Here is a 15,973-nt window from a genome sequence, read left to right as displayed (position 1 = left end):
TAAATTTCAAAAGCAAACCAATCTCTTAAAGACACTTTTTTTAGATTTTATCAACATTCCAGGTCAGTGATAAATAATACAATCCACCAATTGAAGGTCCGCCTAACATAGAGTAGTACGTTTTGTTAAGAAAATTAGTCCCACCCAGTTTAGCAGTTACACCAGGTTTTTTAAAATTATAATTTACTTGCGCATCCATCGACCAGTAGGCAGGTACTTCGCCGCTAACAAGGAAAGAAACATAATCATATTTATTTTGATAGCGACAGGTAACGCTTGCGCCAAGGTTTTTCCATAAATTTTCTGTTAGGACTGTTCCATTCACCATAAATTTAGGCGTGTTAAAACCATCTTCCAATCCATCTTTGTCATCCGTTCGATCCAATTTTGTGTAGGTTACATTCCCTAAAAACGAAAAAACAGCATTGTATTTGTATTTCAATCCTAGACTACCCCCATAATTGTAAATTTTACTTTTAGAATTAGTCCACAAACGGTAACGACTTTGTGTAGATTTAGAATAAAGAGCCGTTGGGATAAGAGTAGGATCTGTGGAGTTAGGTATGCTTGCTTCCACTTGTGCAATAAAATTCTCATACGAGTTGTAATAGAAATCGGTGTCGATAAACAAACTCTGATTTAGGGCAACTCCTCTAAATCCAAATTCGAAAGAACGAACAAATTCAGGTTGTAAATAGGTGTACGGGTTTTTCTGGATAATGCCCTTGTTTTTATCAATTGCCGCTGCCTGTATGAGTCCCAGGGTATTGATGTCACTGGTTACCTGTGCCTGGAATTTGTCGATGGATGCTTTTGTGTACGAATTTTCGAAAATCCCGTCAGACATTATTTTCAATCCTCCCACTCGTTTTACACCTCCGCTGTTAACGTTAGAAAATCCTTCGAAAATACTCGGGAATCGATAACCGCTTTGGTAAGAAGCTCTAAAGTTAATTTCCTCTTTCGGAGAAAATACGGCAGTGATTCTTGGCGTAAATTTCACATCAAAATAATCGGCTTTGTCTGCGCGAAGGGTTGCGCTCAAGCGTAATTTTTTATCAAATAAATCCTTGCTTAATTGCGTGAATCCGCCTGTTTTGCCATAGGTTAGGTTTTTGCCATTATCAACTGGATTTATAAAGTAATTTCCATCGGGAACAATAATATAGGTTCTGTAATCAAAACCGCTTAAGAGTTGTGCGTTAATTTTTTTGAAAAGGTCAGCAAAAGCTTTATCCCAATTAAATAAACCTTCCGCATGCGCTAAAGACGATTTTACACGCAAAGCGGCACCAAAATCCCAATTGTTGATGTTGATCAGTTCTTCTTTCTTTTGATTATAAGCTTCAGTGCCGGGAATAAATCTTCCTTGATCGGATGTTACTCTAGCTATTTTATGAGCTTCTGCAATGGCTGATCTATTGGTTATCGCATTGTTATAGGCTGCAGTGTAATTGGTAAACCATTGATCGTCTGATTTGTAAGCCCGATCCATGTTTTCTGCCAGAGAACGCATATTATATGATTTTCCCGTGTTTTCCTGGGTTAAATAGGTTCGAAGCTGAAAAATATTGGTATGGTAATCGATGCTATATTGATGTAAAGTATAATCCTCTAATCTAAAACGATTCGAACGTTGGTAGACCGTATTTATTAAAGCACCTTTATAGGTTATGGCTAATTCCTGTCCTTTCTTAGGATGGAAATACAAGCCCACATCGCCTTTGTAGTTTTGGATGTTGTAATCTGCAATGTCGGTTTCTCTGTAACCTGTTCTGGAAACTACATATTTTTTACCGTTCAGGGTTAATGTTCTTCGGTTTGCCGATTCGTTACCGTAGTCATTCACTTCGTCAAAAGCAGGATTGTTAGGGCCGTATAAATTAGTTGAAGCATTACTATTCGGAGCCAAATCGGTTCTGTCGTCGGCTACCCAATCCGTTCCTGTAGTTGTAGAACCGTTTATTTTGAAAGCTATTTTGGAATTAATTGCTTTAGCATAGCGTAAATTGGTCTGGGTGAAAAGCTGTGGGGAGAAACGGTCTACATGTCCAACATGATTGACTCCGGTTAACTGCTGAATACTCAATCCCTGTTGTTCAAACGGGTTTTTGGTTTGAATATTGACCAATCCGTTGATGGCATTCATTCCGTATAAAGCGGAAGCCGTTCCGGGAATGATTTCAATTGTATTGATGTCAAGGTCGTTCGCTCCAAGAGCATTGGCAATTGGGGCTCCCAAATGGGGTGCCTGATTGTCTATGCCATCTACTAATTGAGCAAACCGAACATTGGTTGTGTTGGCAAATCCTCTCGTGTTTATGACTTTAAAACCTAAACTTGGTGTGATAATTTGTACTCCTTTTAAGTTTTCAAGTGCATCAAAACAGGATGGGGAGCCCATGTTTTTTGCATCAGCCGATTTTAATTGTTCTATACTTATGGGAGATCGTAAAAATGTTTCTTTGGTGCGGGAAGCGGTGACGACTACTTCTTTTAGTATTTCTTTTTTGATACTGTCTTGACTTGTTTTTGAATTTTCTTTTTGTGATTGGGCAACACTTTTTAAGCTTAGTAGTGCTAAGGTCAGGTATAATTTTGATTTCATAAAAGGGGGTCTTCATCAGTATGTTTTAAAAGGAATACTGCTAGTTAGATTTTTTGGATGTATAGTTTATTTTTTTAAATTCATTAAGTGCTCGGTTTGTCTCAGTGTGTTTTAAAAAGAATAGTGCTATTTAAATTTTTTAAAATTTTAAATTCAACGTTTCTTTTCTGGCAAAATCTTGAATTTTCTTTTCTAGTTCATAAAAAGTCTGAATGGCTTTTTCTCCGGCTTTGGTCAATCGGGCGCCGCCGCCACCTTTGCCACCAAGTAATTTTTCTACCAGTGGTTTTTCGGCACGTTTGTTCATTTCTTCAACCAATTGCCAAGCTTGTCGGTACGCCATTTTCATTTCTTTGGCTGCATTAGTGATTGAACCCGTTTTTGCGATATTCTCCAGTAGCCATATCTTGCCAATGCCTAAAAAAGGGCCATCAGCTTCTTCAATCCAAATTCTGACTGCTATGCTGTATTTCTTATTTTCTTCCATCAGTATGTTTTAAAAAATATAGTGAAAAGCAATTGAGTTCTTACCATTTAATTTTTAATCGATCTTAAATACTTAGAAATATTTTACAAACGTAAGTATTTTTACTTAGAATTCAATTATTTTTTTTAAAATAGAAAACTTAAAGGTGCTTTGATTTATCGACTTCGTTTTTTTGTTGTATAAGTACTTGTTGTTCAATATTCTATGGGTTTGGAATGTTGGGTTTATGAAATGACCTGTATCACTGGATTGAAAGCTTTGGAAGCCACCAGTACCTGTTGACCTATTTTAAAGTCTTTTATCTCGTCTTCGGTAGCGATTACTTTTACAATAGTATTGCCTGAAAGTACCTGTATTACATAAACGATGTCACTTTTGTTAATGCTAATTATTTCTCCGGTCAATTTGAATTTACTGCTTATTTTTTCTTCAGAAAACACACTGCTTGGGATACCCTCTTTTACTATTTTTCCTTTATCAAGAATAATAACTTTGTCTGACAGCTTGAATATTTCAGAGATAGTATGACTGATCATCAGCGTTGTCAATTGATAGTGCTGGTGTATTTTGAGGATATAATCCTGGAGTTTAAAGCGCATTTCATCATCCAAAGCGGAGAGCGGTTCGTCTAATAAGAGAATTTTTGGTTTCCGAACAATTGCCCTTGCCAATGCCACACGTTGTTTTTGTCCACCAGATAAATTTTGTGGTTTGCTGTTTTGTAAGGATTCTAATTCCATAAGTTCCATTAGTTCGGCTACAATTTGGGTAGTATCGTTTTTTTGCAAAGCAAACTCTAAATTTTCCTTTACGGTTAAGTTTGGGAATAATGCAAAATCTTGAAAAACAAAACCAATGGAACGTTTTTGAACGGACAGATGGTGTTTTTTTTGGGAATTATCCCAAACTTCATTTTCTACTTCAATGTCTACTTTTTCAACCTCAGTAAGTCCTGCCAATATTCTGAGGATGGTTGTTTTTCCAGCTCCTGAATTTCCATAAATGGATAGAAACTGCCCTTTTTCAACCGTAAAAGAAACATCCAAAGGCAATTTACCATCAGCTGTTTGCAGCATTTTATAAGCATTAAACTGTATCATTAAAAAAGATTTGGTTTTCGGGACTTGTTGTTAATTAAATAAACGGTTAACAGAATTAAAAAAGAGAATATAAATAGTATTCCTGCATAAACATTGGCGTTATGGTAATTCATTGATTCCACCTCGTCATAAATGGCAATGGAAACTACTTTTGTTTCTTTTGGAATGCTGCCGCCTACCATTAAAACCACACCAAATTCTCCGATGGTATGCGCAAATGTCATTATGATTCCTGTTAGTAATGAAGCACGAATATTGGGAAGAATGATTTTTATAATGGTTGTAAACCTCGATTTCCCCAAGGTAAAAGAAGCCTCCTGTAAAGTGCCGGGTATGTTTTTTAATCCCGAAAGAATAGGATTGACCATGAAAGGCAAGCTGTATAAAACGGATGACAGTATTAATCCTTCAAAAGTGAATACCAATCGTAAATCAAAATATTCAGATAAAAATTTTCCAAAAGCATTTTCAGGACTAAAGGCAATCAGGATATAAAATCCTAAAACAGACGGTGGTAACACCAAGGGTAAACTTATTATTGCTTCAATCACTGCTTTAAACCGAAACCGGCTATACGTCAGCCAATAGCAGAGTGGAATTGCTATAATGAAGAGAATCAGCGTCGTGATCAAAGCCAATTTTGCCGTGAGTGCTATTGGATCTAAATCAATCATTGGGTGATAGGCTTACTTCGTTTGTTTTTATTAATGCCATTACGGCATCATTTTCTTTTAGTGCTAATTGGTCGCAGGCATTACTTGTTATGATGGATTTTATACTTTCTTTATCTGATAATAAATTGATCTGGCTGAGTATAACACCTTTTTTTATGGATTGAATGGTGCAAAGGATCCGATTTTGAATGCTGATATTTGGATTAAAATCTTTAGAAATAATTACTTCTGTTTCTTTAAAAATAATTTTTACCGAATGGTCTAGTTGCAGATAACTGACAGTTTCTGGAGTATCAAGAACAATTGAAGTGAAAATGGTGTTGCCTGATTTTACTTTCACTAATGATAATCCTTCGTGTGACTGAATTGCTGTGATGGTTCCGTTTAGTGTATTCATGTTGTTTTTGTTGAATATCCGTAATACTTTAAAATAGCTGCTGCTTTTTTCGAGGAAATAAAATTGTAAAATTTGGCTGCGCTCAAATTTCCTTTCGCATGTTGCAGAATTACACAACCTTGTTCCAAAGGTTTGTGACTTTTTTCGGGAATAATATAATATTTACCTCCTTCTTTTTTCATATTCGGAGCGAGGGCAAGCGATAAAGCGACTATTCCGATATCTGCGGCGCCACTTGTTGCAAATTGTGCTGCTTGAGTGATATTTTCGCCAAAAACCAATTTATTCTTGACTTTTTCATACATTTTATAGTACTTCATACTTTCAACAGCTTTTTCGCCATAAGGAGCAGTGGCTGGATTGGCAATTGAAATTTTATTGATGTTGGCATCCAAAAGACAATTTATTTTCTTTTTATTTGGGTCTGTTTTCTTGCTCCAGATCACCAATTTTCCTACAGCATACATTTTAATTTTAGAAACAGTCAATTTCTTCTCTTCCAATTTATTGGGGTAATCCATGTCAGCTGAAAAGAATAAGTCAAAAGGAGCGCCGTTAGAAATCTGCTCAAACAATTTCCCAGAAGCACCATAAATAACCTGAGTGTCTACATTTGGATTCTGAATTTTGAAAACAGTTGTAATAGAATCTAAAGCGACTTTTAAATTTGCAGCCGCAACAACAGTAATTTTTTGCTGGGCTCTGATACTACTAAATGTAGGTAGTACGAGAATTAATGCCGTTAAAAAAAGTAGTTTGTTTATCTTCATTGCCACTGGTTTTAGTTTTTATTACTTGGCGAAAGTACTGAATCATTGTGTTTTTAAAAACATAATGAAAAACAAAACGGTAAGAAAAATATTTTCTTAATCACAAATGTAAGTATTTTTACTTAGTCAAAATTGAATTGTCTTATTTATTTTCTGTCTTTGTCAAAGAAATTGCTTTGGTACAATGTACAATAAACGTAAATTTGTCAGCTAAAAATAGTCATCATAAAATTGAGCCTTTTTTTTGCTCATTTTATAACTTTTTATAAAAATGACTTGAGTAAGGCAATAGCATAACTCCATTTAAAAACAATTAAGAAATAGGAATGAAATACAATCCGAACGAAATAGAGGCCAAATGGCAAAAATATTGGTTAGACAACGCAACGTTTAAAGCTGAAAACAATTCAACAAAACCTAAATATTACGTACTTGATATGTTCCCTTATCCATCAGGAGCGGGATTGCATGTGGGACATCCACTGGGATATATTGCCTCTGATGTCTACTCAAGATACAAAAGACACCAAGGTTTTAATGTGCTGCATCCTATGGGTTATGACAGTTTTGGACTGCCTGCGGAACAATATGCTATTCAAACGGGTCAGCGTCCGGAAGATACGACTTCGGTAAATATTGACGGAGGAACGGATAAGGAAGGAAATAAAATTGCGGGATACAGAAAACAACTGGACAAAATTGGATTTTCATTCGATTGGAGCAGGGAAGTGCGTACTTCAAATCCGGATTATTACAAACACACGCAGTGGATTTTTATCCAATTATTTAATTCCTGGTACAATAAAAACAGCGATAAAGCAGAAGATATTTCAACCTTAATTTCGATTTTAACAACACAAGGAAACGCAGGTGTTAATGCAGTTTGTGATGATGCTATTGAAGGTTTTTCAGCAAATGAATGGAATACTTTCACAAAAGAACAACAGGAGCGAATTTTGCTGCAATACAGATTGACGTATTTGGCCGAGACTGAAGTGAACTGGTGTCCTGGATTAGGAACTGTTTTGGCAAATGATGAAATTGTGAATGGCGTTTCAGAACGTGGCGGTTTTGTAGTTGTACGCAAGAAGATGACACAATGGAGTATGCGAATTTCGGCTTATGCGGAACGTTTGTTGCAGGGATTAAATGATATTGACTGGAGCGAAAGTATTAAAGAAAGTCAAAGAAACTGGATTGCAAAATCCGTTGGAGCGACTGTCGCATTCAATGTTCAAAACTCAGCAGCCACAATTGCGGTGTTTACCACCAGACCGGATACTATTTTTGGAGTTACCTTTATGACATTGGCACCAGAACACGAATTGGTTTCGCAAATTACAAGTCCGGAACAAAAGGCAGCAGTGGAAGCCTATATAGAAAAAACCGCAAAACGCTCCGAAAGAGAACGCATGGCCGATGTGAAAACTATTTCAGGGGTGTTCACAGGTGCTTATGCAGAACATCCATTTACCAAAGAGCCAATCCCGGTTTGGATTGGGGATTACGTTTTGGCAGGTTACGGAACAGGCGCCGTTATGGCGGTTCCTTGTGGCGACGAAAGAGATTATGCTTTTGCTAATTTTTTCAAAGGTCAAAACGGAATGCAGGAAATTAAAAACATTTTTGCAAATGTCGATATTTCTGAGGTTGCTTATGGATCTAAAGACAATGTAATTATCGCTAATTCTGATTTCTTAAACGGATTGAATTACAAGGAAGCGACTAAGAAAGCGATTGAGGAATTAGAAAAATTAAACCAGGGAAAAGGAAAAACCAATTACCGTTTAAGGGATGCCGTTTTCTCCCGTCAGCGTTATTGGGGAGAACCATTTCCGGTATATTATGTGAATGGCCTACCGCAGATGATTGACGCGAAACATTTGCCAGTCATCTTGCCTGAAGTAGAGAAATATTTACCAACCGAAGAAGGTTTGCCGCCTTTAGGAAACGCTTTGGTTTGGGCTTGGAATACGGAAACGAATTCAGTAGTTAATACGGATTTAGTAAACAATAAAACAATTCATCCTCTTGAATTGAATACGATGCCAGGTTGGGCGGGAAGTTCGTGGTATTGGATGCGTTATATGGATGCGCACAATGAAGATGAATTTGCCAGTAAAGAAGCGTTAGCCTATTGGGAAAGCGTCGATTTGTACATTGGTGGAAGCGAACATGCTACCGGGCATTTATTGTACTCTCGTTTTTGGAACAAATTCCTAAAAGACAAAGGTTTTGCGCCAACTGAAGAACCGTTCAAAAAACTGATTAATCAGGGAATGATTTTGGGGATGAGTGCGTTTGTTTATAGATTAGACGGAACAAATACATATGTTTCTAAAAATAAAATTGATGGACAAAAAGTGCAGCCGATTCATGTCGATGTTTCAATGGTTGATACTTCAGATGAATTGGATATCGAAAAATTCAAAAGCTGGAGAGAGGATTATGCAAATGCTGAATTTATCACTGAAGAAAACGGAAAATACATTGTAGGCCGCGAAATCGAAAAAATGTCAAAATCCAAATACAATGTAGTTACGCCAGATGATATTTGTAACGAATACGGAGCGGATACGTTGCGTTTGTATGAAATGTTCTTAGGCCCATTGGAACAAGCGAAACCTTGGAACACGGCAGGGATTTCGGGAGTTTTTGGATTCTTGAAAAAACTCTGTCGCCTGTATTTTGATGATAACGGTTTGATTGTCAGTAATGATGAACCGACTAAAGACAACTTAAAATCATTGCACAAAACCATTAAAAAAGTGGCAGAAGATATTGAGAGTTTCTCTTTCAATACATCGGTGAGTCAGTTTATGATTTGTGTGAACGAATTGTCAACTCAAAACTGCCATTCTCGTGCGATTCTGGAACCATTAGCGATTTTGATTTCGCCATATGCGCCGCACATTGCAGAGGAATTATGGACGTTGTTAGGAAATTCCGGTTCGATAGCAACCGTTGATTTTCCAATATTCAATGCGCAACATTTGGTGGAAAGCAGCAAGGAATATCCAGTTTCTTTCAACGGAAAAATGCGCTTTACTATGGTTTTGCCTTTGGATCTAACCAAGGAACAAATCGAGGAAATTGTTATGAAAGAAGAAAGAACAATCAAACAATTGGAAGGAAGAATGCCAAATAAGGTGATTATTGTTCCCGGGAAAATCATCAACTTGGTTGGGTAAATACCATCATTTCTAGGACTATATTAAAATCTGGATTCCAAAATCATTTTTGGGATCTGGATTTTTTTTGTCAATTATTCTTTAACATTTTTGATTTTGCGTATAATAAGAAATGCCAAAATGACATTTTATGAAATTGGTTCGTAATTTGATGCTACTTTTATAACTTTTAAAATTAAAAAATAAACAAAAATATGGGAATGAGTTATTTGATTCTTGCTGGAGCAATTATGCTTTTTAGCTGGTTAGTTAGTTCAAGACTGAAAAGTAAATTTGAACATTATTCGAAATTACAATTGCAAAATGGAATGTCCGGTGCTGAAATTGCCGAAAAAATGCTTGCCGATCATGGAATTCGGGATGTGAGAGTAATCTCGGTTGCGGGGCAATTAACGGATCATTATAATCCTTTGGATAAAACAGTAAATCTAAGTGAAGCGGTTTATAATCAACGCAATGCGGCAGCTGCTGCTGTCGCAGCTCACGAATGCGGTCACGCAGTACAGCATGCTGTAGGATATCGATGGCTGACCATGCGTTCTCAATTGGTTCCAATTGTAAATGTTGCTTCAACATATATGCAGTGGATTTTACTGGCCGGGATTTTAATGATTAAAACCTTTCCTCAGTTGTTGTTAATTGGAATCGTGATTTTTGCAGCAACGACCTTGTTTTCTGTTATTACTTTGCCGGTAGAATATGATGCGAGTCATCGCGCATTGGCTTGGTTGGAAAATAAAAGAATGTTGACGCAACAAGAGCAGGCGGGAGCAAAAGATTCTTTAAAATGGGCTGCACGAACCTATGTAGTTGCTGCTTTGGGGTCAATTGCAACCCTATTATATTACATTTCGATTTATATGGGAGGCAGTAGGAGAGATTAATAAATACTTTAACAATAGTTATACTCCGTCTTGTTTAAAAAACCAGACGGATTTTTTGTGTCAAATAATCAAATTTAAGGATTAATCGATGAAATCAAAAGCTAAAGCTGAATTTGTCTGTCAATTTGTTGGTCTAAAGAAATGAAAGTTTCTGTTCTGGAAACGCCTTCAATTGCCTGGATTTTTGTGTTGAGCAAATGCATTAAATGTTCATTGTCGCGGCAAATTATCTTAATTAATATCGACCAGTTTCCAGTAGTATAATGACATTCCAATACTTCGGGAATTTTTTTCAAATCTCTCACGGCTTCCGGATTTCGAGCCGCTTTGTCTAAGTAAATTCCAACAAATGCCATTGTGTTGTAACCTAGGATCTTATGATTTACCGTAAATTTTGAACCTGAGATTACGCCAGATTGTTCCAGTTTTCTTAAGCGCTGGTGAATGGCTGCTCCTGAAATCCCTATTTTGTTCGCGATTTGAAGAATTGGTTTTCGCGCATCTTCCATCAGGTTACGTAAAATTTCTTTATCGATGCCATCTATTTCTACTGTAAGAGAATTGATTTTCATAAGTTGTTATTTTAAACTAAAAAGGCAAATTTGGTTTTAATTCAGAATCAAATTTAAATAAAAAACAAGCAACAAAAACAAGTACTTGGTTTTAATTAAAAGTCAAGACATTAAAAAAGCCACGATTGTGGTCGTGGCTTTTTGTAATTTTGTTTCGAAAAGTAATTTTTTATTTTCCTTTATTTGCTTCTACAATGTATTTTTCCAAAGCCATAGTCATAGAAGGTGTTCCAGGAGTTGGAGCCATAATATCTATGCGTAATCCATGATCCAAAGCTTCTTTTTGGGTTGTGCTTCCAAAAACCGCAATTCTGGTATTGTTTTGTTCAAAATCAGGAAAGTTCTTAAACAATGATTTTATTCCAGTTGGACTAAAGAAAGCCAAAACATCATAATATACATCTGCTAAATCAGATAAATCACTCATCACTGTTTTGTAAAAAACAGCTGGAGTCCAGTCTACTTTTAATGCATTAAGCGTTATTGGTGCGTCTGCATTTAATTGGTCTGAAGCAGGTAATAAGAATTTTTCGTCTTTGTATTTTTTTATCAGTGGAGACAAATCAGCAAAATCTTTAGGACCTACGTAAATTTTACGTTTCCTATACACTACATATTTTTGCAGATAAAAAGCAATTGCCTCAGACTGGCAAAAATATTTTAATCCTTCAGGTACTTTAAAACGCATTTCATCAGCAACTCTGAAGAAATGATCAACTGCATTCTTGCTTGTCAAAATAATTGCCGTGTAATGATTAAGATCGATCTTCTGAAGTCTGATCTCTTTTGCATTAACGCCTTCTACATGAATAAAAGGTCTGAAATCAATTTTAACTTTATGCTTTTGTTGAAGCTCAAAGTAAGGGGAATTTTCCACTTTAGGTTCGGGCTGTGACACCAAAATTGTTTTCACTTTCATATTTTAACATTTTCTACGCGCTCCCTTTTGTAAGCCAATAATACAAAAAATAATAGGGAGCTATTTCAAGAGCGCAAAGATATAAAATAAAATAAAACAACTTACCGAATATTAAATTTTGATAGTTTTTTATTAAAATAATATATGCTAATAGATTTATTATCAATACTATAGCAATAATAAATAATGGAATATTTCTTGAGATTGTATCGTAATAGAACAGAATAATATTGATTGGAAGTATAAATAATCCAATATAGGTTCTATAAGTCACTTTTTGAAGGTTAAATTGTTCTACAAATTCCTCCATATCGAATGCGGTGCCAATAATTTTTTCTATTAGATATTTCGATAAAATAAAAAAGATAATAAAAGTGATTATTTGAATATAAAGGATCCAATCTGTTTTTGAAGCATGTCCAAACGCACTCAGTGAAAGTTGAATGAAAAAGGCAAAGGAAATAACCTGAACAAAAAATAACGAAACGGTAAAACCGCTTTTAAGATGGCTGCTGTCTCTATATATTTTGTTGTATTTATTTGAAAAGATCAAATTTGCAAAATCACCAAAACGATTTTCAAAAACGGATTTAGTGACAGCAATAATAGCAAACGACAACACAAATAAAAGTGTGGCCCAGTCTTTATTTTCGATTATTCTTGGATGAAGTGTATGTTCAATCATAGGGATGCAAAATTACTAATTTTTTGCATCATTCTTTTTTATTATAAATTTATTATGAATCAAATGGCATAAAAAGTTTACTTTTGCGTTGAAATTACTCAAAATATGAACGATTGTATTGTTATAATTCCTACCTATAACGAAATTGAAAATATCGAAGGCATAATTAGAACGGTGCTTTCACAACACAAGCCTTTTCATGTTCTCATTATTGATGATAATTCGCCAGATGGCACTGCGGATAGAGTAGTTATGCTTCAGTCTGAATATAAAGACAGATTGTTTTTAGAAAAAAGAGCTAAGAAATCGGGGTTAGGAACCGCTTATGTACATGGTTTTAAATGGGCTTTGCAGCGTAAATATAATTTTATTTTTGAAATGGATGCTGATTTTTCGCATAACCCACATGATTTAGAAAAATTGTATGACGCTTGTCATTTAGGAGATGCTGATTTGGCAATTGGTTCACGTTATGTAACTGGCGTAAACGTGGTTAACTGGCCTTTGAGTCGTGTTTTACTTTCGTATTTTGCCTCTGTTTATGTACGTTTTATAACAGGAATGAAAATCCATGATGCAACAGCGGGTTTTGTATGTTATAAAAGAGAGGTGCTGGAAAGCATCAATTTAAATAAAATAAAATTTGTAGGTTATGCTTTTCAAATTGAAATGAAATACAGGACTTACTGTAAAAAATTTCAGATTGTTGAGGTTCCTATCATTTTTACGGATAGAACAAAAGGACAATCCAAAATGAGTAATTTAATTATTAAAGAAGCCATTTTTGGGGTTATTTCACTTAGATTAAAAAAATTAGTCAACACATTATAAGCAGAAGATACGATGAACAGGATTTTAATTAAGAATGCTAAAATAGTAAACGAGGGAACGATTTTTGAAGGCGATGTACTAATTGAAGATGACTTAATTGTTGAAATTGCAGAAAGTATAAGTGCTAAGTCTTCTCAATGTAAAATCATCGACGCCGAAGGGAATTACCTAATGCCGGGGGCTATTGACGATCAGGTTCATTTTAGGGAACCGGGGCTTACGTACAAAGGTGATATTGAATCGGAATCAAAAGCTGCGGTTGCCGGAGGAATTACTTCTTACATAGAGCAGCCTAACACGATTCCAAATGCGGTAACCCAAGAAATATTAGAAGAAAAATATCAAATTGCTGCGGAGAAATCCTATGCTAATTATTCTTTTATGATGGGCGCAACAAACGATAATTTAGAAGAAGTTCTAAAAACAAATCCGAAGAATGTTGCGGGAATAAAAATATTTTTAGGTTCATCAACGGGTAATATGCTGGTGGATAACGAAGCAACTTTGGAGAAGATATTTTCTAGTACGCCTATGCTTATTGCGGTTCATTGTGAGGATGAAGCGACTATCAAAAATAATTTAGAAAAGTACAAAGAAGAATTTGGAGAGGATGTACCTGTAACGGTTCATCATCTTATTCGAAGTGAAGAAGCGTGTTATATTTCCTCGTCAAAAGCAATTGCTTTGGCTAAGAAAACAGGCGCACGTTTGCATATTTTTCATCTTTCTACAGCGAAAGAAATGGATTTGTTTACCAATAAAATTCCATTGGAAGACAAGAAAATCACTGCCGAAGTTTGCATTCATCATTTATGGTTTACCAATGATGATTATGCTACGAAAGGCAATTTAATTAAGTGGAATCCGGCAGTAAAAACAGCCAATGACCGAAAATCACTTTGGGAAGCGTTACTCGATGACAGAATTGATGTGATTGCGACAGATCACGCGCCACATACACTGGAAGAAAAGAAACTACCCTATCTGCAAGCTCCTTCGGGTGGACCTTTGGTGCAACATGCTGTTGTGGCAATGTTTGAAGCCTATCACCAAGGTAAAATCAGTATTGAAAAAATTGTGGAAAAAATGTGCCATAATCCGGCTAAGATTTTCAAAATTGAGAAACGCGGATTTATAAAAGAAGGCTATTATGCCGATTTGGTTATTATAAATTCAGGTTTGCCATGGAGTGTCAAAAAGGAAAATATCCTGGCCAAATGCGGGTGGTCCCCATTTGAAGGATTTACTTTTAAATCCAGAATAACACATACTTTTGTAAACGGACAATTAGTGTATACAGCGTTCAAAGTAAAAGAAATTCGTGCTGGAAAACGCTTGTTATTCGACCGATAAAATGCAAAGGATGAAGAAAATAATATGCCTTTTAGCAATTGTTTCCATGCTCATAAGCTGTAAGGAGGAGGTCGTAAAAAAACCAAATCGTCTTATAGAAAAAGAGGTTATGGTTAATATTATGTATGATTTATCGTTATTGGAAGCGGTTAAATTCCAAAATCCAGCCTCTTTGGACACTTTTAAAATAAATCCAAAAAAGTATATTTATAAAAAGTATAAAATTGACAGCCTGCAATTTATTAAAAGCAATGCCTATTATGCTTCTGATTATGAAGGATATGCTAACCTTATTGATCAGGTAAATACAAGGCTGACTAAAAATAAAACAACAGTAGCTGCTTTGATTAAGGCCGAAGCAAAAAAGAACAAGAAGAAGAAGAAAACAGTTGCAAAACCAGTTGCACCAACAAGTAAATTGATAGATTCATTAGAAATCAACCAAAGAAAAAGGCTTTAGTTACAGCGCTGAAATTTCTTTGATGTATTGATGAATGTCTGAAAACTCAGTTTTCAAAACAGTGGTGATTTTTTCATTGGAATACCTATTTTTAGAATAGGATGCTTTTGCAGTATCGCTCGTTAGTTGTCTTTTTTTCATAAAAACAGTTGATACGATCCAGTCTGTTTTCCATAAGATTTTCAGCAAGTACGGTTTGGCGTGAATGGTAGGTCTTTTTACAAGAAGAGCATCGGCAATACTATTCAAGATATCTCGAAAAATGATATTTTTTGCAATTAATATAAATCGTTCGTTTTGAATTTCGCTTTTCATTAACTGTATCGCGATTCGGATTACATCAGTTACAGCTACAAATCCAGAACTTCCCAGCGTATAAAATGATAGTCCTTTTTTGACTTTCATAAAAAGTTGTCCGCTCCCCTGTTCCCAAAAACCAGGACCAATAATAATACCCGGATTTAGAATTATCACTTTTAATCCTTCCTGTTGTCCACGCCATATTTCCATTTCCGCGCCATATTTAGAAATGGCATAATCACTGTGCGGCTTTTCGGGATTCCATTCCGTTTCTTCTGTGATCACTTTTTCGTGTGGAGCAAGATCTCCAAGGGCGGCGATGGAGCTTACAAAACAGAGTTTTTTTATCGCTTTGGCAATACAGAAATTGACAATATTCGCGGTTCCTTCAATGTTAGTTTTTCGAACTAATTCCTCGTCTTTTGGATCGAAAGGAATCAAAGCGGCGCAATGATAAACGTAATCGATCCCCACAAATGCTTTTTCTAATGCAGGAATGTCGGTAATATCAGCCTGAATCCATTCGATAGCACCAAATAAAGCAGACTTTTGGTATAGCTTAAATAGATTTTTAGTCTTTTCTATGCTTATTGCATTGCGATAAATAGCACGGACATTTTCCCCGCTTTCAATTAAATGAAGCAATAAATGTGCACCTACTAGACCCGTTCCTCCTGTGACTAAAATCATTTGGTAAAGATAACGGATTGTTCGATTTTATAGCGATAGATTTTCAAATTAT

15 protein-coding genes are annotated in these 15,973 nt (G+C 35.6%); 5 read left to right on the top strand and 10 right to left on the bottom strand.

Annotated features, from left to right (window positions below):
• Nucleotides 1-40 precede the first annotated feature (40 nt).
• The 6 genes from ACNQGH_RS00700 to modA form a co-directional block, all read right to left on the bottom strand.
• The gene (locus ACNQGH_RS00700) at nucleotides 41-2,608 is read right to left on the bottom strand and encodes a TonB-dependent receptor (RefSeq protein ID WP_417954062.1); all 2,568 of its coding nucleotides are present in this window, start codon (nucleotides 2,606-2,608) and stop codon (nucleotides 41-43) included.
• A 139-nt stretch (nucleotides 2,609-2,747) separates the two neighbouring features.
• Nucleotides 2,748-3,095, bottom strand: coding sequence for a winged helix-turn-helix domain-containing protein (locus ACNQGH_RS00695; RefSeq protein ID WP_417954061.1), 348 nt, complete (start codon nucleotides 3,093-3,095; stop codon nucleotides 2,748-2,750).
• 224 nt (nucleotides 3,096-3,319) lie between these two features.
• Nucleotides 3,320-4,195, bottom strand: coding sequence for an ABC transporter ATP-binding protein (locus tag ACNQGH_RS00690; protein WP_417954060.1), 876 nt, complete (start codon nucleotides 4,193-4,195; stop codon nucleotides 3,320-3,322).
• Nucleotides 4,195-4,869 carry a molybdate ABC transporter permease subunit gene (gene modB / locus ACNQGH_RS00685; protein ID WP_417954059.1) on the bottom strand — a complete coding sequence of 225 codons (675 nt, stop codon included), beginning with the start codon at nucleotides 4,867-4,869 and terminating at the stop codon, nucleotides 4,195-4,197. The genes ACNQGH_RS00690 and modB overlap by 1 nt, the downstream gene beginning before the upstream one ends.
• Nucleotides 4,862-5,266 carry a TOBE domain-containing protein gene (locus tag ACNQGH_RS00680; protein ID WP_417954058.1) on the bottom strand — a complete coding sequence of 135 codons (405 nt, stop codon included), beginning with the start codon at nucleotides 5,264-5,266 and terminating at the stop codon, nucleotides 4,862-4,864. Before ACNQGH_RS00680 ends, modB begins: the two co-directional genes overlap by 8 nt.
• Nucleotides 5,263-6,036, bottom strand: a complete 774-nt coding sequence (gene modA / locus ACNQGH_RS00675; RefSeq protein WP_417954057.1) for a molybdate ABC transporter substrate-binding protein — start codon at nucleotides 6,034-6,036, stop codon at nucleotides 5,263-5,265. The genes ACNQGH_RS00680 and modA overlap by 4 nt, the downstream gene beginning before the upstream one ends.
• 326 nt (nucleotides 6,037-6,362) lie before the next feature.
• Between modA and leuS the strand changes: the two genes are divergently transcribed.
• Together leuS and ACNQGH_RS00665 are read left to right on the top strand one after the other, a co-directional pair.
• Nucleotides 6,363-9,227, top strand: a complete 2,865-nt coding sequence (gene leuS / locus ACNQGH_RS00670; RefSeq protein WP_417954056.1) for a leucine--tRNA ligase — start codon at nucleotides 6,363-6,365, stop codon at nucleotides 9,225-9,227.
• Nucleotides 9,228-9,421: 194 nt separating this feature from the next.
• Nucleotides 9,422-10,111: a zinc metallopeptidase gene (locus ACNQGH_RS00665; protein WP_417954055.1), complete on the top strand. Its 690-nt coding sequence runs from the start codon at nucleotides 9,422-9,424 to the stop codon at nucleotides 10,109-10,111.
• Between the two features lie 101 nt (nucleotides 10,112-10,212).
• Here ACNQGH_RS00665 and ACNQGH_RS00660 read toward each other — a convergent pair whose 3' ends face one another.
• The 3 genes from ACNQGH_RS00660 to ACNQGH_RS00650 form a co-directional block, all read right to left on the bottom strand.
• Nucleotides 10,213-10,683, bottom strand: coding sequence for an Lrp/AsnC ligand binding domain-containing protein (locus ACNQGH_RS00660; protein WP_417954054.1), 471 nt, complete (start codon nucleotides 10,681-10,683; stop codon nucleotides 10,213-10,215).
• 169 nt (nucleotides 10,684-10,852) lie between these two features.
• On the bottom strand, nucleotides 10,853-11,602 hold the full coding sequence (locus ACNQGH_RS00655) for a uroporphyrinogen-III synthase (RefSeq protein ID WP_417954053.1): 750 nt from the start codon (nucleotides 11,600-11,602) through the stop codon (nucleotides 10,853-10,855).
• A gap of 13 nt (nucleotides 11,603-11,615) precedes the next feature.
• Nucleotides 11,616-12,287, bottom strand: a complete 672-nt coding sequence (locus ACNQGH_RS00650) for a DUF4271 domain-containing protein (protein WP_417954052.1) — start codon at nucleotides 12,285-12,287, stop codon at nucleotides 11,616-11,618.
• A 105-nt stretch (nucleotides 12,288-12,392) separates the two neighbouring features.
• On the opposite strand from ACNQGH_RS00650, the gene ACNQGH_RS00645 reads away from it, so the two are divergent.
• The 3 genes from ACNQGH_RS00645 to ACNQGH_RS00635 are packed head-to-tail and all read left to right on the top strand — an operon-like array spanning nucleotide 12,393 to nucleotide 14,931.
• Nucleotides 12,393-13,118 carry a polyprenol monophosphomannose synthase gene (locus tag ACNQGH_RS00645; RefSeq protein ID WP_417954051.1) on the top strand — a complete coding sequence of 242 codons (726 nt, stop codon included), beginning with the start codon at nucleotides 12,393-12,395 and terminating at the stop codon, nucleotides 13,116-13,118.
• Nucleotides 13,119-13,130: 12 nt separating this feature from the next.
• On the top strand, nucleotides 13,131-14,471 hold the full coding sequence (locus ACNQGH_RS00640; RefSeq protein WP_417954050.1) for a dihydroorotase: 1,341 nt from the start codon (nucleotides 13,131-13,133) through the stop codon (nucleotides 14,469-14,471).
• 10 nt (nucleotides 14,472-14,481) lie between these two features.
• Nucleotides 14,482-14,931: a DUF4296 domain-containing protein gene (locus ACNQGH_RS00635; protein WP_417954049.1), complete on the top strand. Its 450-nt coding sequence runs from the start codon at nucleotides 14,482-14,484 to the stop codon at nucleotides 14,929-14,931.
• Here the strand turns inward: ACNQGH_RS00635 and ACNQGH_RS00630 are convergent, their stop codons facing one another.
• Nucleotides 14,932-15,921 (bottom strand): NAD-dependent epimerase/dehydratase family protein, encoded by a 990-nt coding sequence (locus ACNQGH_RS00630; protein ID WP_417954048.1) that lies wholly within the window; start codon nucleotides 15,919-15,921, stop codon nucleotides 14,932-14,934.
• Between the last annotated feature and the right edge of the window lie 52 nt (nucleotides 15,922-15,973).

This window comes from Flavobacterium kochi (assembly GCF_048286715.1).
Taxonomy (GTDB): domain Bacteria; phylum Bacteroidota; class Bacteroidia; order Flavobacteriales; family Flavobacteriaceae; genus Flavobacterium.
The sequence above is the reverse complement of the archived record's forward strand: the minus strand, read 5'-3'. Positions and strand labels throughout refer to the sequence as shown.